23 protein-coding genes and 1 tRNA gene are annotated in these 22180 nt (G+C 35.9%); 5 read left to right on the top strand and 19 right to left on the bottom strand.

The window, feature by feature from the left end:
• Positions 1 to 136 precede the first annotated feature (136 nt).
• From pssD to P3J6_RS06560, 4 genes are read left to right on the top strand one after another with little or no spacing between them, the layout of a single operon-like run.
• The gene (gene pssD / locus P3J6_RS06575; RefSeq protein ID WP_198522516.1) at positions 137 to 625 is read left to right on the top strand and encodes a PssD/Cps14F family polysaccharide biosynthesis glycosyltransferase; all 489 of its coding nucleotides are present in this window, start codon (positions 137 to 139) and stop codon (positions 623 to 625) included.
• Entirely contained in the window at positions 622 to 1071 is a 450-nt protein-coding gene (gene pssE, locus P3J6_RS06570) for a PssE/Cps14G family polysaccharide biosynthesis glycosyltransferase (RefSeq protein ID WP_198522515.1), read from the top strand. The genes pssD and pssE overlap by 4 nt, the downstream gene beginning before the upstream one ends.
• A 27-nt stretch (positions 1072 to 1098) precedes the next feature.
• Complete coding sequence (locus P3J6_RS06565; RefSeq protein WP_198522514.1) at positions 1099 to 1935, top strand: glycosyltransferase; 837 nt, start codon at positions 1099 to 1101, stop codon at positions 1933 to 1935.
• Entirely contained in the window at positions 1919 to 2785 is an 867-nt protein-coding gene (locus P3J6_RS06560; protein ID WP_198522513.1) for a glycosyltransferase, read from the top strand. Before P3J6_RS06565 ends, P3J6_RS06560 begins: the two co-directional genes overlap by 17 nt.
• Here P3J6_RS06560 and P3J6_RS06555 read toward each other — a convergent pair.
• The 19 genes from P3J6_RS06555 to P3J6_RS06465 all read right to left on the bottom strand — a co-directional run bounded on the left by P3J6_RS06555 (position 2782) and on the right by P3J6_RS06465 (position 21566).
• Positions 2782 to 3501 (bottom strand): glycosyltransferase family 32 protein, encoded by a 720-nt coding sequence (locus P3J6_RS06555; RefSeq protein ID WP_198522512.1) that lies wholly within the window; start codon positions 3499 to 3501, stop codon positions 2782 to 2784. The genes P3J6_RS06560 and P3J6_RS06555 overlap by 4 nt on opposite strands.
• Before the next feature lie 3 nt (positions 3502 to 3504).
• Positions 3505 to 4722, bottom strand: coding sequence for an oligosaccharide flippase family protein (locus P3J6_RS06550; protein WP_198522511.1), 1218 nt, complete (start codon positions 4720 to 4722; stop codon positions 3505 to 3507).
• Between the two features lie 8 nt (positions 4723 to 4730).
• A complete protein-coding gene (locus P3J6_RS06545) occupies positions 4731 to 5744 on the bottom strand; it encodes a glycosyltransferase family 4 protein (RefSeq protein ID WP_198522510.1) in 1014 nt (337 codons plus the stop codon).
• Positions 5745 to 5750: 6 nt separating this feature from the next.
• Complete coding sequence (locus P3J6_RS06540) at positions 5751 to 7034, bottom strand: O-antigen ligase family protein (protein ID WP_198522509.1); 1284 nt, start codon at positions 7032 to 7034, stop codon at positions 5751 to 5753.
• 6 nt (positions 7035 to 7040) lie between these two features.
• On the bottom strand, positions 7041 to 7964 hold the full coding sequence (locus P3J6_RS06535; RefSeq protein WP_198522508.1) for a Wzz/FepE/Etk N-terminal domain-containing protein: 924 nt from the start codon (positions 7962 to 7964) through the stop codon (positions 7041 to 7043).
• A 12-nt stretch (positions 7965 to 7976) separates the two neighbouring features.
• A complete protein-coding gene (locus P3J6_RS06530; protein ID WP_198522507.1) occupies positions 7977 to 8705 on the bottom strand; it encodes a WecB/TagA/CpsF family glycosyltransferase in 729 nt (242 codons plus the stop codon).
• 7 nt (positions 8706 to 8712) lie between these two features.
• Positions 8713 to 9615: a hypothetical protein gene (locus P3J6_RS06525; RefSeq protein ID WP_198522506.1), complete on the bottom strand. Its 903-nt coding sequence runs from the start codon at positions 9613 to 9615 to the stop codon at positions 8713 to 8715.
• Complete coding sequence (locus tag P3J6_RS06520; RefSeq protein WP_178954885.1) at positions 9605 to 10177, bottom strand: hypothetical protein; 573 nt, start codon at positions 10175 to 10177, stop codon at positions 9605 to 9607. The genes P3J6_RS06525 and P3J6_RS06520 overlap by 11 nt, the downstream gene beginning before the upstream one ends.
• Entirely contained in the window at positions 10170 to 11318 is a 1149-nt protein-coding gene (locus tag P3J6_RS06515) for a hypothetical protein (RefSeq protein ID WP_198522505.1), read from the bottom strand. The genes P3J6_RS06520 and P3J6_RS06515 overlap by 8 nt, the downstream gene beginning before the upstream one ends.
• Before the next feature lie 5 nt (positions 11319 to 11323).
• On the bottom strand, positions 11324 to 12223 hold the full coding sequence (locus tag P3J6_RS06510; protein ID WP_198522504.1) for a general secretion pathway protein GspK: 900 nt from the start codon (positions 12221 to 12223) through the stop codon (positions 11324 to 11326).
• The gene (locus P3J6_RS06505; RefSeq protein ID WP_178954872.1) at positions 12220 to 12903 is read right to left on the bottom strand and encodes a prepilin-type N-terminal cleavage/methylation domain-containing protein; all 684 of its coding nucleotides are present in this window, start codon (positions 12901 to 12903) and stop codon (positions 12220 to 12222) included. The genes P3J6_RS06510 and P3J6_RS06505 overlap by 4 nt, the downstream gene beginning before the upstream one ends.
• Position 12904: 1 nt before the next feature.
• Positions 12905 to 13336: a prepilin-type N-terminal cleavage/methylation domain-containing protein gene (locus P3J6_RS06500; RefSeq protein WP_198522503.1), complete on the bottom strand. Its 432-nt coding sequence runs from the start codon at positions 13334 to 13336 to the stop codon at positions 12905 to 12907.
• Position 13337: 1 nt separating this feature from the next.
• Positions 13338 to 13766, bottom strand: coding sequence for a prepilin-type N-terminal cleavage/methylation domain-containing protein (locus tag P3J6_RS06495; RefSeq protein WP_198522502.1), 429 nt, complete (start codon positions 13764 to 13766; stop codon positions 13338 to 13340).
• Positions 13766 to 14962, bottom strand: coding sequence for a type II secretion system F family protein (locus P3J6_RS06490; protein WP_218651583.1), 1197 nt, complete (start codon positions 14960 to 14962; stop codon positions 13766 to 13768). The genes P3J6_RS06495 and P3J6_RS06490 overlap by 1 nt, the downstream gene beginning before the upstream one ends.
• Before the next feature lie 3 nt (positions 14963 to 14965).
• A complete protein-coding gene (locus P3J6_RS06485) occupies positions 14966 to 16612 on the bottom strand; it encodes a GspE/PulE family protein (protein WP_198523780.1) in 1647 nt (548 codons plus the stop codon).
• The gene (gspG, locus tag P3J6_RS06480; RefSeq protein ID WP_178956832.1) at positions 16612 to 17007 is read right to left on the bottom strand and encodes a type II secretion system major pseudopilin GspG; all 396 of its coding nucleotides are present in this window, start codon (positions 17005 to 17007) and stop codon (positions 16612 to 16614) included. The genes P3J6_RS06485 and gspG overlap by 1 nt, the downstream gene beginning before the upstream one ends.
• Positions 17008 to 17031: 24 nt before the next feature.
• Positions 17032 to 19710, bottom strand: coding sequence for an SLBB domain-containing protein (locus P3J6_RS06475; RefSeq protein WP_198523779.1), 2679 nt, complete (start codon positions 19708 to 19710; stop codon positions 17032 to 17034).
• Positions 19711 to 19868: 158 nt separating this feature from the next.
• The gene (locus P3J6_RS06470) at positions 19869 to 20651 is read right to left on the bottom strand and encodes a DUF481 domain-containing protein (protein ID WP_198522501.1); all 783 of its coding nucleotides are present in this window, start codon (positions 20649 to 20651) and stop codon (positions 19869 to 19871) included.
• A gap of 96 nt (positions 20652 to 20747) precedes the next feature.
• A complete protein-coding gene (locus P3J6_RS06465) occupies positions 20748 to 21566 on the bottom strand; it encodes a mechanosensitive ion channel family protein (protein ID WP_138570731.1) in 819 nt (272 codons plus the stop codon).
• A 345-nt stretch (positions 21567 to 21911) separates the two neighbouring features.
• Between P3J6_RS06465 and P3J6_RS06460 the strand changes: the two genes are divergently transcribed.
• Positions 21912 to 21987: transfer RNA gene (locus P3J6_RS06460), tRNA-His, on the top strand.
• Positions 21988 to 22180 lie beyond the last annotated feature (193 nt).

Below are 22180 nucleotides of genomic sequence, written 5' to 3'. Positions count from 1 at the left end.
ACCAACACAGTTAAATCGTTGACTTACCCTGTTCTCGATATTTAAGTTTAAGAACTTACTTCGGCGCCTTGTTTCTCTATTATTTCACTTCAAAATCAAATACACTACGCACCCTGATTTTAAAAGTTATTGTTGTATGCCTAAAAACTGTCAACCAAAGCTACTCTTGATCTATGGCAAGGGTGGACACAAAGAACAAATGAAAAGGCTCATTGCAAAGATGCAAGAGCAGCATTCGTTTGAATTTGTTTCTATGGCAGATGTTACTGATGAATTTAATGCGGTTGAGCACTTACAATGCCCTGAGCCAAGAGATAAATTTCATTTATGGAAAGCCCCTTGGCAGCTTGCTCATATCTCAGCAGTTACATTAATTCAAACAGTCAAGCTTTTAAAAAATCATAATATAACAGGCATAGTTTCTACAGGGCCCGGCATGGCGGTTGTACCCTCTCTAGTTTTGAGACTATTAGGAAAAAAAGTTATTTATATCGAGTCATGGTCTCGGTTTTATACCGCGTCTGCTACAGGGATTTTTATGTATCGTATAGCTAATCAATTTTATGTACAAAACACAACAATGCTAGCCAAGTACCCAAAAGCAACATACTCTGGGCGTTTATGAAACTGTTTGTCACCGTAGGTAATACTCGCTTTGATTCTTTATTCAGAGCCTTAGATAAGATTGCAGCTACTTCAAAGCATGAGTTTATTGGCCAAATAGCTGACGGTAGTTATATCCCCGATAACTTCCCTAGCTTTACATTTCATAACGATATTTCCGCCCACATTAAAGAGGCTGACGCAGTTATATGTCATGCTGGTGCTGGTAGTATTTTTCGTTTACTAGAAAATGAAAAAAAAATCATAGTGGTATTTAACACAGACAGGGTAGACGAACACCAAAGAGATATTGCTAGTTTTGTTGAATCAGAATCACTTGCTTTAACCTGCTGGAAGCTTGCTCATTTAGAAGAACTAATAGAGCAACTAGTAAGCTTTACACCCAACAAATATTATAAAGATGATTTTCACAAAGTTGATAATATTATAGACTGCTTATTTAGCTAAGTTTGCAATGACGTTTAAGGTTAAATGATGAATTGCTTTTCCATTATTATCCCCGCTTATGATGAAGAAAAGCTAATTGGCACTAGGATAAAAAACCTCTTGGAGCCTCTTGCCCCAAATTGTAATGAAATTATTATTGTGTGTAACGGCTGCACTGATGCAACAGCGGCTCAAGCCAGAAAAATAATAAAGCAGCTAGCAAACAGCAGTATTCATAACTGCCACATCAATGTTGTAGAGCTTGATATAGGTTCGAAAATAAACGCCCTGAACCATGGTATAAATATTAGTAAAAACCCTATTTCGGTTCTGCTAGATGCTGATATAGAGATTTCTTCAGGTGACTGTGCTGAGCTTGTTAATTTTATGAATAATAACAATCTATTGGCAGCATCTCCTACTCCTAAGTTTAACTATAAACAAGCAAATTGGCTAAATAGGCGGTTTTATAAAATAGTAAGCTCATCGACTTATAATAAAGAGCACCGAATAGCCAATGTCATAGCGCTTTCCGCAGAAGCCAAAACCAAGTTATTTCCCCTCCCGAATGTGATCGCAGATGATGCTTACATACAACGAATGATCGGTAAAAGCGACTACAAACTCTTAAATACTATTAATTATACTTTTAATTGCCCAAGAACAATCTTAGCAATGTTGAAAGTCCAATCTCGTATTGTTAGAGGAAACCTAGAACTAAAAAGTAAACACCCTAATCTAATAGCACCTAAAAGCAAAGTTTCAAAGAGCAGTGCAATTGACCGTGCGATTTTCATCACAATAAAAACAACGGCTTATATAATCGCACGATTAGAACTTTTATTTAATGTAAAAAAATGGCATAAAGATGACTCAAGCCGATAAAGCATACCCTCTAGTTACTGTATACATGCCAACCAAAAATAGACTTGAGCTATTAAAAAAAGCAGTTAACAGCGTCTATATGCAGACCTATCCAAACATAGAATTAATAATATGTAATGATGGCTCTACTGATAATACAGAACAGTATTTAAAATCTCTGCATCCCAAAGGGCCAGTAAGTCTAGTCTCAACCTTTTCTAATACTGAATCAAAAGGTGCATGTCACGCCCGTAATAAGGCGATTAAAATGGCTAGCGGCTTTTTTGTTACAGGCCTAGACGATGACGACCAATTTCTACCTAACCGCATTAGCTCTTTAGTCGAGCAATATGATCCGAATTTTGCTTTTATATGCAGTGCAATGATTTGGGACTATGGCAAAAAACAAAGAGTGATTGATAAAAAACCGGGGATCTTTTCACTCACATCACAACTGAGCTATAACGAAGCAACAACACAAATACTGGTTGAAAAAGACCGTATAATATCAGTAAATGGATTTGATGAAGCTTTTGTCGCATGCCAAGATTATGATCTATGGACACGCCTAATGCAGGAATATGGGCCTTTAAAACGAATTAAAGAGCCAAGCTATATCATTAATAACACCGAGACTACTCAAAGAATGACTGCCAACCCCAAGAGTGTAAAAGGGTACGAGCAATTTTACGCTAAACACAGTCATCTAATGAGTTGGCAAAACAAACATAATCAAGAGTTTATGAAATTAAGAAGGCAGCGTAAACGCTACCCTATAACTTACTTTGTTATGCACTTATTGAGTGGCCATAATATTGCTAAATTACGCTACCTAATAAGCTCTAATTCAAGAGTATTATATAAAAATTAATTTAACTTTTTACCTAACCACTTAATAAAACAGAGTAACAACATGGCCAGATCATTATTGCAACGAAGCCGTAAAAAGGTAGTAAAACGTCTAATCAAACTTTTTTTATCGTCTAGCCATGTTCTAGTAAAAACATGAACTGAATAAGATGAAAATGTAGGCATACATAATATTTCTTTGGGGTATACCTTAATATCCTCAACTAAGACCTGCTCAATATTACCTGTTTTACAAGCATATTTTTCAACCAAAATATCCGTAACAGTTTTTGTATTTACTTCTTCGTAGGGGTTATCAAGATCGAGGTTAAATGTTTTGCTATCGAACATTTCAAGCATATCTTTAACAAACGGATGCCCTTTCTCAGCACCAAAGACCGCAGTAAAAGGATAGTCATCTGTTTCATATCCAACGAAAGCTCTATTTTCTAATAGTGGTGTCAAATCTTTTCTGATTATGATGTCTGTGTCCAAATAAACTCCACCAAATTCATTCACGGCATAAGCACGAATATAGTCAGAAACAAAAGCCCATTTCTTTTGCTCGTAAGCCTTTCTAGTAAATTCATGACTCATTACATCAAAAGTATCTTCGTTCCACTCCATTATTTCAAAGCCAGCGCTTTCTAAAATCGCCCATGTTTTCATACATTTCTTGATTTTATCAGGCTTTTCATTGCCGCCAACCCAAACAAAATGGATTATTTTTGGAATCATAAATTAGACCTTACTTAGTTTTGAGGCATAAAAAAGGGAGACTATAAAATAAAGCACAAAAGAAGACAAGGTAGCATATGCCGCGCCAACTGCTCCACACTGTATTATTGCAAAAACATTTAAAATAATACTAACAAAAAGAAAGCCTACGCTTATTTTTGCTCTTAATTTTTGGTAATTACACGCTGTTAGATAGTTTAAAAATAAAGTTGCCCCTCCAAGGAATACAGGGACAAAACAGAGTATTTTTAATATTTCTATTGAGTTCGAATATTCAACACCAACGATGAGGGTTAGGTAACTAGCATAATAATAAACTATTAAACCACATAGAAAAAATAGAAAAGAGACTAAAACACATACTTTCACACAAAAGATAAAGCGCTCTTTTAAGCACTGAAAATTGTAAAGCCTAGAAAAAACTACTCGTAGAACTGCATTACATGGAATATTTAAGAAATTAGAAAACCTTGCAGCTACAGCATACTCGCCCACAGCGGACATAGAGCTCAAGTAACTCAAGCTAAGCTTATCTATTTCACTGCTTGCACCTTGAGCGCAATTAGATATTGAATAAGAAATCCCAGTCTTATAAATTTCGCTCAAGGTGCCTAATACTAAGTAACGAGAATTGAAACGATATCGATTATACAACCAAAATAAAGATATTGCTGCAACAAGTAAAGAAGATAAGCAAACTAGTCCAGCCCATACCCATACGAGCTCTCCATTAAAGTATATGAAAATAATAGCCATTATTAGTTTTGTCATCCCATACAATACATCAAAGAACAAGTTAGTTTTCATATCTTCTTCAGCTACAAGCACCGCACTGACATAATTGAACAACTTATCAAAAACTAAAATTGAGAGTGAGACAAAGGCAAAAGTAAGAATATGAATATCGGGGAAAAAAAAGTAAAAAGCACAACAGATTATAATAGAGATAGGAGCAACTTTAATTGATTCAAAAACCTTACTCCACAACCTATTTGGAATGTTTTCTTTATTTTTGATGATTTCAATAATTAAAAAATACCGACCAAAATCGAAAATAATAGAAAGAATCCCACAAATAGTGAAAACCGTTATATATGAACCTAAATCAGAAGGCCCCAAAGCTCTGGAAATAATGAAAAAAGATCCAGCCTGAAATAGAACTCTTAATAACATACCAAAGATAGAGTAAAGAGCATTAAAACTTAGATTTTTATCAAACAAAGGGAAACCTAGCTTTTTAAAGTTGAGTAGTATAATTCAGTAATTTTTTCACATACACTTTCTATCCGATAATGATGCGAATTCACAATTGAACCACCTTCAATAAGGGAATTAGCTATTTGATTTTCATATAAGTTAGCTACATCAGAAAAAGTGTATTCTTGCTCTAAAAACCATCCATTATTAATACTTTTTAATTGTTCCAAGGAACCATCTGTTTTAGTTGCAATAACGAAAATACCACATGAAAGTGCCTCTGTTATCACAAGTCCAAATGATTCATTTCTGCTTAAATTTAGCAAACATTTAGACTCATTCATCAAAAGTGATAAAGCATTAGGTTTAAGTGAAGGGAAATAATCAAAATTATCACTATTGATAGCTTTCAATTCATTTTCAAAAGAGCCTGAACCAACTATCGCAAAGCGATACTCGGGGAAATTTTTTACAATAGATAAAAGCCTATCAGCTCCTTTCACTAGCTCTAAGTTTCCTACAAAAATAAAATCATACTTTTTTTCAACGTTCTTCATAACTTTAAAATCATTCTTTATACCTGCAGGCAGAACAGTTTTAGAAATGTTAAAAGAATCATGTCGAAGCATTAATCTTTCACTGACATAAATAGCATGATCGATGTAGCTCATCGCCTTTCTATATAAAAAGTTATTCGGATTATAGCTATATACATCATTTCCATGAAAAGTAGTTATAATTTTCACTCTCCTATTAATGAATAATTTATAAAAAATAGCTAAATAAACAGTCGGGTAGAAAAAATGAATATGAATAATATCAAATCTTTTTTTTAAAAAGTTTTTGCATAAAAATAGTAGAAAGAATAATACAAAAGAAAAGTACCTTATAATTGATGACTTGAAAGAGTACGCAATCTTCGGCATCAAAAACATTTCTATTTGATATGAACCCTTTCTGAGCTCTTCATACTGATTAATTACAAAACGGCCAAGTGAAGGGTTTCTTTTGTGCGGACCCATATTAGAAATCAATAAAACTTTCATTTATACCTACTTTGCATTATTTTCCAAGAGCCTAACATCGAATTGACATCTCGATATTAAAACTCCAAATACAATTGCAATTGTTCCGGAAGTCCAAATATGACCACTAATTTGAGATAAGCAAAGTAACAGAAAAGATATTAAAAAAACAACAGGGGAGTCTGTAGCTTCTTTTCGCTTCGTTAAAGCCAGAGCAAAGCAAAGCCTATTTATATAAAAAAAGAGAATAAGCATTAAACAGAAAACTCCATAAAAACCCAGTGTATCAACACTATCGACTTCCGTAGAAGCCTTAACATACTTTTCAGATAATTCTATCCTAAAACCCTGGCCAAAAATTTGTTGGAATAAAGATGAATCATTTAAGTAAGTACCAATTCTCTCTGATACCATTTTATCCCTACCCGACATAATAACTCCGAGTATTCCATTTTTCTCATAGAACCACATAATCCTTCCCAACAAGTTTAACCTCTCGAGAAAATCTAATATCATATAAGTTATAATTGAAATAACGATAATAAGCGGTAAAAAAACTTTTACTTTGAGAAGTGTAAATTTAAATAGTTTATCTCTCTCAGAGACAATAGGAACAAAAAAAACCAAAAATAAAGCCGCAAGCATTGTGGTTTTTGTTGATACTATTAAACCACAAAATAATGTAAAACCAGCTTGAAGAAAATAGTATTTTTTATATTTTTCACTATTCCATACTTTAAATAAAACGTAACCAAACACGACTAAAAATGCCCCGCCGACTTCGTTACCAGCCATAATAAAGCCAGTTGAACCAGCTGACTCATCATCACCAACTTTGTAAGTTATCTTACCAAAACCCATAGCGCCTAATATAAAGTTACTTGCCAAGATTACATATGAAAAAAATAAAACTTGCTTAGACTTTAAATTGAAGAAATTTAAGTTCACTTTACTCAATTCATTTAAAAATAAAAAGATCAAAATTGGGGTGAATATTTTTATCAAGCTAACAAAGTCTTGTGCTAAATAACTAAGCTCACCATAAGAAAAGAAACTTACAAAGCAACCAATTAAAGAAAAAAACATAGCTAGAATAAAATTTATTGTTACTTTTCCATTTAACTTAAAGAGCAGAACTATTAGAAGGATAAATAAAAATGTTTTATAAATCAGGGATATCTTGAGGTCTACCCCTATATAAATAATAAAGAACCCCGTTAGCATATCGGCTAACAGGTAGAACGACATCATAAAAAAGGCAACTTGATACCAAAACTTATCAAAGTTACCTATTGAGATATTATTCAGCATAAGTAATCAGCTTCGGTTAATCTTATTTATAGCGTGCCCAATTATTATCAATGAAGAAATAGTTGAGCTTAAAATAAATGCTAAAATGCAGATTAAAGCTCGACTTGGGGCTGATTTATCTTCAGGCAGAACAACCTCGCCTACAGATTCAAATACAGCCTCATCCGTGACCTGGTCTAAAAGGGTATTTTTGGACTGCTCTGCGATAAGGTTGTAAAACACTTCTTGCAGCTCTGTAATTTCGGTTTCTTGCGCTTTCAGCGTTAACTCTTCTACCAGCTTTTTACTCTTTTGTAATTTCTTATCTTTCCAGTAAGCATTGAGCTCTTTAACTATTAGCTCTAGCCACTCTTTGGCAACTATTGGAGAGTAGTAGGTCAGGCTTATGGTAATGATACCTTCTTTATCTTCATACTGGACTTGTAAAAGGTCTTCAAGCGGTTCGTAGGCTTCCCACGGTGTTGGAGTAACTTCTTTGTTCGGTGGAGGTGTTCTAACCCAGTGCTGACTTTTTACGTCATATAATGAGGTATCATAAACTAATTCGTTCGTTTCTCTATCCCACTTTTCAACAGCCATTAATTCATCAACTAAATTATGCTTTTCAATAAAGTGCTGTAAAAACGCTCTTGATTTTAAAAATTTGAGTGCAACTTGCGTATCATCTTGCGCACCACCGCCACCTAGGCTAACGCCAGCTAATGAAGCTAAGCCACCAAACTGTCCGGCTAACTTAGAAAGTCCACTTGCATCTCCCTGCGATGCGGGAGTATATACTCCACTTGCAGTGTAAACATTAGGCTTATAAACTGCGTAAAAAACGGCCAAAGCAGACACAAAAATAGTTGGGATGATAATTTTAAATTTATTCAACCATAAAACCTTGAATAGAAAACCAAGCGTGATCTCTGAACTTTTATCTACCTGCACAAATAACATCCTTTACAACTTGTTGGTTAAATACTGTTTTAAAAAATTAAGCAACTGAAATTGCCTTTTTATTCTAGTTGGCTCACTCATTAAGCGATAAAACCATTCAAGGTTCATCTTTTGCCATATTTCTGGGGCCCTTTTAACGTTGCCTGCGAGCACATCAAAACTACCGCCAACGCCCATATACAAACTGTCACTATGAGTTTCTCGTAATTTTGCAATAAGCTTTTCTTGTTTTGGTGAACCTAAAGCAACAATGACAATATCAGGGGTCGTTTGCTGTATTAAATCAAAAATAACGACTTCATCGTTAAAGTAACCATCTTGATAAGCAACAACATTTACTTTTTTATCAGTTAAAATACCATTGCATTGAGCAATGACTTTTGGTTTTGCACCAATCAATACAACTTTTGATTGGTGTGTAATCGAATGCTGTAAAATATCCAGCCACAGCTCGCAGCCAGCAATACGTATACACTTTTTACCTGTTTTTTTCTGTAAAGCTTTTACCACCCCGATGCCATCAGCAAAAGGGATCGTCGCTTGCGCTAAAATATCATGGGTTTGAGGGTCGCTTTGTGCTTTCAGCACTTTTTCTGGATTAATAGCGATCGCCATACCAGGCACCACTTTACCACTTGAGTCAATAACATCAGCTAATAGTTGCTCTAAGCTCTCGTATGGATTTACAGCAACACCACCAATAAGTACCGGGGTTGTTTTTGGGTTAGACATCATAAACCTAGTCAGAAGACTTGTTACGCTTGCGATTAATTCCAAAAATCTGTCGCACACGCACACTTATACGCCATATTCTTTGCATACACACAAAATAGACGGCAGTAACAATTAAAAATATTATCAGTGAAATGATATCTGGAATATTCGCAAGTTCAACTAATATTCCAAAGCCGGCAAATAAAAGTGCACAAATACAAATTACCACCAACGCTTGTCTTGTCGATAAGCCTAAACGAAGAAGAATGTGATGCAGATGTTCTCTATCTGGCTTGAAAGGCGACTGACCTTTTTTTATTCGTCGTGAGATGGTCGATACGGCATCAATAATTGGCACCCCAGCTAACCATAACGCAGTAGTTGGGCTAAACGATGGGTTAAGTTGTGTTTGCTGCTCATGTTGAGCAGTTAGTTTTACTTGGGTATTATTTAATACTTCGAGTGTATAACCGTACACTTGATTTTGATCGTCAAAGCGTTTTAGTTCATGCTGCTGTTCTTTAATATTCATCACATCAATAAGTGCCACTTTTTTATTTGTTTGCTGCAATTGAATAATTGCTTTTAAAGTCAGCTTGTTGTTATCAATAAATACCTCGGTTAATAAGCCACTTTGCCTTAGTTGCTGCTCCTTTGTTAAACCTTCAGGTTCTGAGGCTGCAGTGTCTTCTGTGGCATTGGGTTTATAAACGTCATACAAGGCTATTAACTTAGCGGCCTCTTGGGCTGTAATATTATTTTTAACCTTTGCTTGCTCTATTGAAACTTCATTAATCTCAGCTTTATTAGAAATAGGCTTAATAATACGTACTGATAAATCATTTACAATCCACATCAGTGCAACTACAACACTGGCGATAATAACAGGCTCTTTTACCCTTAATAAGAGGTCATGTTTATTTATCATCTAGGTTACTCCCCTCTAGTTGCATATAGTAATTACGACTTAGGAATACTGAGATAATACCTAGCTTGCCCGCACCTTGCCCACGAAATGAGAAGTTTGTTTGTGGTGTATCAGTTAAATATTGATGTTTTTTTAATGCGACTAAGTAATTTATAACTTGATAACCGCTACCCTCAAATGAATATTCAATATTATATTTAATCACTTTTTGCCCATCAGTGGGAAAACTCTCTTTCCAACCAATTCGTTTACTACGTAGGTCAAACTTTGCAAGCTCTGTTTCAATTATTTGTTGTTGTTCGCGTTTAAATACACTCTCTTCTTGCCAAGAATAAAAATACGGGGCGACATTCAGCAGTTTTTCTTCTAAATTAGCTGCTTGCTCTTGCAACGTTGCTTTGTTGTTAAGTAACGTATTAGCTTTGCTTAGCTTTCTTTGTTTAAGTTGATGCTCTGCTATTACACTGTCTTGCCAATCAATAACAGGCACAAGTATAAATTTTAGTAAAATAAGCACACCTATAAGGTATAAAGCGAGCGCATGCTTTTTTAACTCAGCCATTTTGTTCTGGCTCCTCTAAGGTAGGTTCTTCTTTTTCAGGTATTATTAATTTTTCAGCGAGTTTAAAGCTAATAACAAAGCGCTCTCTTGCTCTACTTTTTATGACTGCGAAATCAAATTTTGCATCATCAACATTTGGTTCTGCGGCAATTAAATCTAAGAAGTCAGATGCTTTTTCAATTTCACCCCTTACGATATAACGACCATTTTCATAAATAACGCTTGTTAACCTAACTTGTTCAAAAACTGGGATAAGTGACACTAGCAGCCCTGTATAATCAGTTTGATTGTTAAGTATCTCAATATAGGAAAGGTAGCTTGCCTGCTGCTCTTCAACTTCAGATTGTAACCTCAGGAGTTCGCCTAGCTGCTGTTCGATAGTAGAGGTTTGATAATCTAGGTATTCTGTTTTTAATGTTAAAAACAATGAGCTAACCAGTAGATAAACACTAACAATAGCGACAGCTGGTAATGAAAGGCTGACTAAAAGTTTACTTTTATCCGCTTTAGCTTTAAGTGAGGTGAACGCAACTAGCTCTTTAAAAGTTAATTGTTTAATGCCACTTTCAAAGCGTGCTAGTTTGTCTTTTTGACTGAGCGTTGTTGTTGTTTCTAATTGCATGCCCACTGACATAGCGAAGCGTTTAGCTGTATTAATCACTCCTTTCAATTGGCCGCTGTACGTTACTTTGCCAATTAAAGCAAAAATAGTCGAATTAATCCCTTCCTCAACTACTAACGCTTCACTCTCTCTGCACTTTTTAGTAATTAAAACTGACTCAGGAATTATGAAAAAAGGATGGTGTTTGAAATCAGGTAACTGCCAGCGATTCACTATGCTTTTATCAGATTGAATTTCGCACACTAAAGTAGCTTGGTTAACTTCGGTTTGAAGCTTTAGCAGTTGTCGTAGCTCTTTTTTATCTACCACTGGGAGTGACATATGCTCCTCTGCATAGCTGCCACATGAAATGATCAATATTTTAGGCTTCTTCTTATTTTTAATCGGCTCTAAAGTAAGACCTTCTTGCTCAGTGTAAACAAACTGATAAAAATTTCCGTCATAGTAGCCAACAAAACGCCATAAGGATTTTAATAAACCGCGTATCCGCTGTTTTATTGAGTTAACATTTAAAAACATAATGATTAGTTGCGCTCTAACAGTAAGTCGTAGGGGGGAGTCTTGTTTTTTGCATAAGGAGAAATTTTTAATACAAAGTTTTTACTCAGTGAAATATTTTTATAGTTTATAAGCAGCTGAACACCAAGTCTATTCGAAGATGCAAACCTTATACCATCTTGATATTCAATGCCGGTATACTCTTTAAAGTCACCAATATTTAATTTACCTTGCTCGCGTAACTGGGTAACAAACTCTGCCTTTTCTGGTGAACTCATAGAGGCTATTAGCTCTTTACTGGCAGACATAATGTTTAAATCGCCCCGCGAGAAAACACTCAAGTTACTATATAGTACTTTTTTTTCATCTTCGGTTAAAACAAGCGCTTTTTCTATCTCTGTTATATCAACTATTTTGCCGTTTCGGATATTACTTGACATAAAGCTATCATTGCCTAGTTCTCGAGGGATGTTATCAGCATCAAGCCAATCTAGCAAGGTGTCCGTTATTTGCTTTGCTCTTTTGGGAGAGGCTCCAGAAGATGTTAATAGTTTGACTAAACGAGCGCTTGGAAAAAAGTTTACATTCAGTAATGCGGATTGATCTTGAATTTTTATTTTTACATTTTCTGACAATGGAAATGCCTGGTTATGAAAATTCCATTTGTCCTGTATTGCTTTACTCGTGGTTTGCGAAGTGCTCTCGCTACTACCAATTGCAGGGTATAACAGAGGCTCAGTTAACAATGTATATAACAGCTCATTTTTAGCTGAGTGCAATAATATTTCAGCCTCAGCTCTTTGTTGAGCAAGCATAGAAAGATGAATATGCCTAGATGCTCCTTGATTCAAAAATAGAGCAAACACTGACAATAATGCAGTGATCAGTAGCACTTGAATCAGCGCGATACCTGCGGCTTGATTCATGAGTTATTTCCTAAATATAGGGTGGTATGCTGCAGCGAATCTCTGCCAGAGTCAACCTCGATCATCATTGTTTCTGAGTTAATTGTTAACGTAGTCATTATATTTAAAGGTAACAACTGCTTATTAATGCCTGAGTATTCATTTGTTACTTTTGGTTGCTCTTGTGCTTCTTTTTGTATGGACATAGAGGGCAAGTTATCCCAACCTCGGTAGGAAAAGACAAGTTCATCTATGTTTTCAAGTAGCAAGTAGTTATGTTCAAATGCGATTTCTTGCTGAGTAGTAAAAATAGACTGGTTTTTAGTACTGACTGACTGGTAAATTAAATTATACTTTTTATTTTCTTGTTGCTCTAATGTTAACCTAAAAATTTCAGGGTATTTACCAGAAAACAACCCTTGTTGCGTCACTCCAAAAAGCTTATTTTCATTGCCAACAAAAAGCAGACCTGGCCTTTTATTTTCTCTTTCATCAATAATAATATACGGGGCTACACCATGCAGTATTCTGGAAAGTAATGAAATTCCCTTACTATTTGCAAGCGTTTTATTATAAGTACCCACTTCTTCTTGCCATCGATTAGCTAACATTTGATAGCTGAAGGTGCCGGTAAAAATTAAGGCACTTAAAATAGAAATGGTAATTAACAACTCTATAAGTGTAAAACCTTTCGATTGCACTTTAATCACTCCAGTTTAATCCTGAAAAGTTATAAACTTGCGATGTTCCTTTATAATTAAGCTTTAGCTCGACTCGCCAGCGATTATATTTTTTCTCAATTTGTACAGTCTTGCCTGAGTCAGGATCAAATAAATCTGGGGGTGACTTACTTTGCACAAGTACTGCATGCCAATTTGCTGTAACACCTAGAAGAACAAAAGTCCCAGAATCTTCCTGTTGAGCGCTATTACCGATGGTTTTTAATTTTCTTTCTATTTTATCAACAGCCGTAGAGACAACACTCGTTAAATGCATATGCTTTTCTGCTTTTACTGTTGAAACCAATACCCCTTTATAAACAACACCTACAATAGCAATTGATGAAAATAATATAACACTTGCGACAAGCACTTCTATAAGCGTAAATCCTGACTGTTTCTTTGTGTACTGCATGTCAGAAGCCCACATTATTTTGGTTAAATGCGTAAGGTTTATTTATTAAGTCGTTTAAATTTATAGTTAAAGGCTCGTCTCGGTAGTTTGCATTTATAGAAGTCAAGGAGACAAAACCAATATTATTAAACACGATCTCTTGCGGTTGAAAAAAAAGGTAGTCAAAGTTTTTGTTATAAATGATTGTTTGGTTATCTTCAGAAAACACACTAAGCTCTTTTCCTGCTAATTTAGCCGTTAATTGCATATCTGAAAAAAAAGCTCTTTGACTTACTGCTACTAACTCTCTTTTTAAATTTAGTAACTCCGCCTTAGCTTGTGCTTTGTCTAGCTGCTGCATAGTCAATGGACCCACTAAGCCGACCAGGAGTGCGACTACAGCCATTACAACCATGAGTTCGATTAATGTAAAACCTTTAATTTTAAACACTATAATCCAACATCATTCATAGAAACCATGCTAAGTAGCATAATTACAACAACACCGCCTACAATCCCCCCCATGATGAGTATCATTAAGGGTTCTAATAATGTAGTCATTTTTTCGGTCCAACTTTCAAAGTCCACCCTTGAACGATTGGCTATTTCTTCAAATACTCTTTCAAGATTTCCTGACTCTTCACCAACCTCGAGTAATGAAACAAAAAAAGCTGGATATATAGATGTTTGCTGTAAAGCTGGTGAAAGTGAACTACCTCTTTTTACTTTTTGTTTTGCGATTTCAATCTCTCTGCGCAAATGATAGTTACGAATATTACCTGCCGAAAGCCCTAGGGCTTTGTCTATAGGGATACCCGACTTAAGCATCATAGATAAGCCGCTATTGAAGCGGATTCTCTCGATAGTTATAACAGCATTTGAAATAATGGGTAACTTTAAAGATACCCCTTGCCACCACCGAAGTATTCTTGGTTGTTTTAATGAATAAATGCAAAGAAATATAGATAGTATGAGGCCCACAAATAAAAAGCCTTGGTATTGGACCATCCAGTCACTCATACTAAGCATAAACGATGTATACCAAGGCAGGTCATCAGCCCCTGCAAACATGCTCGCCATTTTCGGTATAATAAAGTTAAATATAAACACTACGCTCATTATACAAACCGCAAAAATTACGATTGGATAAGTGAGTGAGCCTATGATTTTACTGCGCAGATCTCTTTTAAATTTTAAGTCTTTTGCTAAGTCGGCAAACACTTCACTCAGATTACCCGATGCTTCACCGAGCTCAATTAAGTTACAGTACAACTCATCAAATACTTCAGGGTAATCTCGACAAGCAGATGATAAGCTATTACCCTTTTTTATCTTTTTATTTAAATCATCGAGTAACTTAGCCAAAGATGCTTTAGCTTTAGTTCGCCTGATAATATCAATCCCTTTATCTATACGAACTCCTGATTCAAGCAAAAGGCTAAGTTCTGCAGTTAAAAACTCAAGATCAGCAAGCGTAATTGCATTGCTCTTAAATAATGAGATTGCATCTGCTTTTACTTCTTCTACATGAGAAGGAAATAACCCCATTGCTTGAATTGCTGTAATAGCTGCTTGCTTGCTATCAGCTTCAGTTTCCCCTTCACTTTTTGCACCTGAGTGGTCGTAAGCTTTGTATTTAAAAAGCATAATTTAGCCTGCCACCCGTAAAACTTCAGCAATCGTTGTTTGCCCTAATACAGCTTTGTAAAGGCCATCTTCAATCAATGTTCTACGTTGCATATCATTATTATGCTTTTTTGCTTTATTTATAAAATCAGAATCTTTAGGGATGGATTTAATAGTATCATCACACGCTAAATATTCAGTAACTGCCATCCGTCCTTTATAACCTGTGAAAGAGCAGTGCTGACATCCTTTGCCTTTTTGCAAGTTTATAGCTTTAATACCAAAACGTTTTATGAAGTCCTCAAGCTTATACTTCTCAATTAATAATGCTGAATCTTCTTCTGGCTCAGAGCAATGGGAGCATATTTTTCGAGCTAATCGCTGGGCAACAATAGAAACAAGTGCAGCATTAAGTAAAAACTCTTCTACACCGAGATCCAATAAACGGGTATATGCGCTTGCAGCATCATTTGTATGCACTGTACTAAAAACTAAGTGACCAGTTAGCGCCGATTGCAATGCTATTTGAGCAGTTTCTTTATCTCGAATCTCCCCAAGCATTATAATATCAGGATCTTGACGGACTATAGAACGCAGACCCGCAGAAAAGTCAAAACCAATATCGCTATTAACTTGCACCTGATTTATTCCAGGAAGCTGGTATTCAACAGGATCCTCTAAGGTTATGATTTTAACATCGTCATTATTAAGCGCATTCAAGAAAGTATATAGAGTCGTAGTTTTACCAGAACCCGTTGGGCCTGTTAGAAGTACAACACCCGAGGTTGTTTTTATATCCTCTTTTATACACGCTTCTATGTCACTAGATAGACCTAGTACAGACATGTTATAGCGAACATTATCTTTACGCAAAAAACGCATTACAACAGATTCACCATCGTTAAGTGGTAAAGAAGAAACACGGATATCTATTTCTTGGTTAGATATTTTTAGCTCGATCTTACCGTCTTGTGGTCGTCTTTTTTCCGCGATATCCATACCCGAGAGTATTTTTAATCTTGTTACTATAGGTAATTGCATTTTGGGCGCTAGACGCTCAACCTCATGCAATACGCCATCAACACGATACCTTACACGATAGGTTCCTTCATAAGGCTCTAAGTGCATATCAGAGGCTCCCTGTCTCAGTGCTTTACCAATTAAGGAGTTAAGCAAGTTAACAGTAGGCGCCTCTGATGCAAGCTCTCTTAACTTTTCTTCTTCGTCAGAGGTTACTAGATCATCAGAATCTAACGCATCATCTATGTTTAATTTAGTAGCTAAATTTTGAATATCAGTTGCTGATGCAACATACAACCGAGCCGAAATCTCATTTTCTGCTAACCAATTATTTACAGATAAATTTAATGGGTAAAGACACGCAAAGCTCCACGTATCTTTATCTAATAATACCCAGTTATTTTTTAGTAAAAATTCTTTTTCTTTATAGCTAAGCGTTGGCAGCTCTATATCTTGCCACTCCAATAAATCAAAGAGCGGCAATTCTAAGTATAGCGATAATAAATGTTGAACTTGATCATCTGGAAGACTCCCCATATTAACCAAAATTTGTTCAACTCTACCACCATATTTTTGTTGATAATTTAAAGCTTTAGATAAATCTTGTTGTGTTACATTAAATTTATCTAATAGCAATTGTTCAATTGTCATCATTGGTGCACTATATCTGCATTATTATCTTCACCACCTTCTTTACCATCAGCACCGTATGACATTAAAGTATAAGGATTAATTTTATCGTTATTAAGACTATAGACATATGGATTACCCCATGGATCTAAAGGAACATCTTTAGGTAAGTAAGGACCATCCCATCTAGGCTCATCACTACTTCTTAGTTGCTCTAATTTTGATGGGTATCGACCTAAATCAAGCCTATATGTATCAATAGCTGTTTCGAAGGCCGACATTTGAGTCGCTGCAATGCCTCTTTCTGCCGTGCTCAATTTACCGAAAAATTTGGGGGCAACTAAAGATGCCAAAAGTCCTAAGATTACGATAACTATGAGTAGTTCCATCATAGTAAAACCATTGTTTTTTTTCATTTTCATTCCATACACCTTTATAATTTACAGTGAACTAACCGCAGCTAGGGCTACACCCATTTGATAAAGTATTTGTGTTGCTGTGCTCCACAAAGTTAAGTTATCAACGTGCTCTGTGTCTAATGGCACCACGACTGTATCGCCTGGCTCTAGTATTTCAGAGCGATCAACACCAAACCAAGAATTATTATTTGGTATTTTAACTAGGCCGCTTGCTTTAATAATGTAAACACGATCTTCGTCTGCACGCTGCTTAAAGCCACCACTTCTACCGATGTAATCGTCAACCGATAAAGCTGAATCAAATAAATGTGAGCTAGAGAAGTTAACCTCACCAACAACATTTATACTGTTTTGTTTGCTTGGAATATAGAGCGTATCGCTATCTTCTAGGGGGATATCTAATTTACCCTCCACAATAGCTGGTAAATTTATAACTAAACGACCCACCGCTTTCACTTTAGCCAAGTCATTAATCAAGCTATTCATGTCTTCATAACTCAGCGATGAATCGGTGATTGAGCTATTAAAGCTTTTAGAAGTAATATCTCTTCGCAAATCTTCTGACAACTTGTTTAGCTGCTGTTGCTGTTGAAAACGTAGATTTTCGCGTGTAAATACAGCCCCTTCAGGGTAAGAATAATCTGTAAACCCTCCAGCTCTATTTATTACTTCTCGTAAGCTTTCACCTTTACGAATATCGTATTCACCGGGGAATTTCACCTCACCAAATAAGCTTACTTTCAACCCTTTCTGCCAATTAGGTATTGGGTAAACATTTATAGAATCTTTACTATGAACCAAAAACTTTTCTTTTGTAGGATTACTAACTGCTTCATCTAAATTAATATTAACATGCTCTAACATTGCTGCATTTTTTGGTGAAAACCGCGTTATCTCTGCGCTTTCAAGAAATGCAGACTCTTTTAGTCCCCCAGCAGATGCAATTGCCTTATTTATATTGGCATTAACCGGGCGAGGGTAAATCCCTTCATGATAAACCTCACCGCGAATTGCGTAAATTTGCACTTTACTTTTGTAGCCTGCCTGCTGATTTAATTTTGCAAGTATGGGCTTAAGGAGTCTTTCTCTGCTGAAATATGAATACTCGTCATCTTCTAATTCAACTTTTTTATTTAAAATTTCCGTAATTGCGGTAACTCTATTTTTATCTTCTTCTTCAAGTTGTTTTTCAACTTGCTCGGCGAGCTCTTTATCTAAGGAGTCACCTAAATCTATAAATTCATAAAATTGCTTTTGCTCAAAATCATCCCATAAAGCCATTTTTTCTCTTAATTTAATTTGCTCTTGGGTTAAAGCTAATGAGTCTAATGCTATTTCCTCATCCTCTTTAGATTGAAAGCGACTAAAAACAACCACTTTGTCACGTGCTTTTAGCTCTATATCTTGCTCAGGATCGTTAGCAATAGCTTTAAGTGGTGAAAATTGATGCACCTCTATATCACCTTTGATATTTACTTCCCTGATAATAAGAGCGTACTCATAATCTGCTATCGGAAGTAAATCACTCTTAATAGAGGTAAATAGTTTGCTAACTTTATCTCCTTCGCTCCACGAATAATTACCTGGATATGTTACAGCGCCAAGTAAAGTGACTGCATCATTTAACTCTTCACTTGATGAAGGTACCTTTATTTTGTCACCGTTTTTAGCAATATATTTAGAATCTGAATTTGTTAAGTCTATTTGCAGAATTGTCTTGAAACTATTGCCAGTATAGCGTTCTACAACTGTTCTTTGAGGGTAGGCAGCACCATTAAAACCGCCTGCCATAGTGATTAAGTCATGAACTGATTCATTATCTTGTAACTCAAAAATAGCAGGTCTGCGCACTTCGCCATCTACAGTGACCTGTTTACCAACAGTCGGAATAAAAACAACGTCACCTGGCTTTAAAATTACATCATCTGAACTATCACCACGAATTAGCAGATCATATAAATCGAGAGTTTGAATTGTTTTACCAGCTCGTTTTAACTGAATATTGCGTAGAGAGCCAATTTCAGAAATACCACCACTTACAAATAAAGCATGTGAGATAGAAGACAGTGCGGGAATGGTATAAGCACCTGCAAGGTAAGCTTCACCTAGAACCATTACCCTAATGCTTCTAGTTTTTCCCATAGAAACGAACGGCTCAACACCAATCATTTCTTTTTCAACCTTAACCTTTATAAGCTTAACTACTTCACTGTATTGCATACCCGAAACAGACACTGGCTGCAATTTATCTATTGCTAAACGCCCCTCCCTATCAACTTCAACTTCTTCACTCGATGACTCTTTACCGTATAAATTTATAGTAAAAGTATCGCCAGGCCCTACAATGTAACTATCTGGAACTAAAGCATTTTCAGAAGGGGTAAATGTTGTTGGCTCACCGGAGAAGAGCTCATACCCAAATGGCTTCGGTTCATCTGATTTCGGTTTAAATTTCTCTTCTTCAGTTTGAAACTCCTCATCATCTATTTTAGTTTTACTATTTCGAGGAAGTACTGAAGGTGTTAAAAGTTCATCATCAGAATCTTTATCTTTTGACTTTTTTAAAGCACTTAAGTCTATACCATATTTTTTTGCTAAAGCTTGCTGTTGAGATTCTGGCAATTTTTTAAATTGCTCTAACTGTTGTTCAGTTGGCTGAACTCTTTCCTCAGCCCCTATAGCCGACGTAGAGGTAAGCATACTGAAAAACAGTACTGCCGAAAAAAAATTAGTTAACTTCACAAAGCTTCCCTTTAGTAAAAAAGATAAAAAATATAAATATTCGCCGCATACTACACCATTTTATAGATAAAAAAAATGGGTAAGCACGCTTACCCATTATTATGCTTTTTGTATGCTTAAAAACTGTAAACAAGTGTTAGTGAAGTCTCTGTATCTGTTGCTTCTTTGTCATCAGCCACATCTGAGTTGTTGGTTATATTGTAAGCCACTTTCATTTGCAGTGAGCCGTTAATTTTAGTCAGCAGTGCGGTTTCAGAGCGGGTTTTGGTATTAGTATCACCGTACTCTACCGATACTAACTGAGTAAAACGCGCGTTGTCTGAAATTTTCCAACTAAAGTCTACTTTACCTAAAGCAATTACCTCACCTTCGTATTCACCCGCTAATGAGTTGCCGTTTTCATCAACTTCTTCGCTAATATCTGGATACTTAAAATACTTATAACCCGGACCAATTTCAGCGTTTAGCTTCATGTTTGTCTCGTTTAGTAAACGTAAACCATAACCCGCTGAAATAACTGATTCACTTCGGTATGCACCAAAGTAGTCTGATACGTGCGACCCATAAATAAATAAATGAGCGTGCTTTTCGTTTAGTTTGTAATTACCCTGCGCTGAAATAGAGTACTTTTCGTTAGTACGCTGTTTTTCTTTTGTACCGTCGTCGTTTTCTACTTCATCTTCTTTATAAATGCCATCTAACTTATACTCGTTATTCCAATTTTCTAAGTTATGTAAGACTTTAATACCGCCTTTTAAAGTGGTTGTTTCTGTATTACCACTGGTAATGATAGCACCCACTTCGCTGGTAACTTCCCAGGTTTTTTGTTCTTCTTCTGATGCAAATGCACTGGTTGTAGCTGAGGCTGCTACTAAAATTGATAAAAGCTTAAGTTTCATTAAAAAATAACCCTGTAAAAAATATTCATGCTCTTTAAAGCAGCGCGCACGTTAGCAAACCTAACGTGAGCATTACCTTAATAACTTTTTAAAAAATTAGTCTTGCTTGTGCAAATGCACATCCATTTGTGGAAATGGAATAGTAATATCAGCGTCGTCTAACGCTATTTTAATGTTTTCCATTAACGACCAGTATGTTGGCCAGTAATCTTCTGAGTTAACCCACGGGCGTACGATAAAGTTAACGCTTGAATCGGCAAGTTCAGAAACCGATACGTTGTATGCAGGATCTTTTAAAATACGTGATTCGTTATCTAGTACTGATTTAAGTACTTCTTTTGCTTTTCGTAAATCGGCGTCGTAGCCAACACCAATCACAAGGTCAACGCGGCGTGTTGATTCGCGCGAGTAGTTAATGATTGCATCTGACATTATTTTTGAATTGGGCATTACAATAACTTTGTTGTCAGGAGTGCGCATTTCAGTAGAAAATATTTCAATTTTTTTAATCGTACCGGCTTTACCGCCAGCTTCAACGTAGTCACCAGATTTAAATGGGCGTAGTAAAATAATTAGCACACCAGATGCAAAGTTAGATAGCGACCCTTGCAGTGCTAAGCCAACCGCTAAACCTGCGGCACCTAAAATAGCAATGAATGAAGTGGTTTCGATACCAATTTGTGACAACGCCATTAAAATAGTGGCTGCAAATACAATGGCATACACAATACTAGATACAAACGATGAAACCGCTACATCTACTTTCTTCTTGTCGAATGCTTTAGCGGTTAAATTTGCACAAAACTTGGCAATTCGGCCACCGAGTAAAAATATAACAAGCGCTATAACTGCTTGAATACCATAGTGTAAGATTAAGCCTGAATTTTCATTCAGCCAATTGAGTATTGAATCCATATTAACTCCTGATAGCGTTATTAAGCAGTTTAGCGATATTGTTTGTTGTATTGTAAATCTTTAATAGGTGTTTGCAACAGCGTTTTACTAAGGGGTTAGGGATTCAAGCCACGAGTGTGGAGGTTCGAGGAATTTAAAAACCTTACGGTTAATATAGCGAGGTTTTTTATACCCGTAGGCGTGAGTTTACCTCGCGCAGGGTTTAGGTGTTAGGTCGGTTACCCGTTACCAATAAGCTTAAATATAGAATACTTATAATAAGTTTAAATTTTTTTGATTTTTTGCTTCACAAGCAAAGGGATATTATGTATTATGCGCGCCACACCAAACAAGGTGTATGTAGTGGCGGTTGTAGCTCAGTTGGTAGAGCCCCGGATTGTGATTCCGGTTGTCGCGGGTTCGAGCCCCGTCAATCGCCCCACTATTTTCTAAAATCCCTCAGTAATGTTCAAAGTTAGCTTCTTAATTATACCAGGCCTTCATAAAACCAAACCTAAAATAAATAATACTAACTCGTCTATTTGCGTAATCTTATTCACATTTTTACTTCTCGTTTACTTGTATCCTTTAATTCATACTTTTATAAAACTTTGATGCGACATGAAGTCACTGCT

The sequence above is a fragment of the Pseudoalteromonas sp. 3J6 genome, from assembly GCF_903995135.1.
Lineage (GTDB): Bacteria > Pseudomonadota > Gammaproteobacteria > Enterobacterales > Alteromonadaceae > Pseudoalteromonas.
Note: the sequence above shows the minus strand (reverse complement) of the source record. Positions and strands in the feature narration are given on the sequence as shown.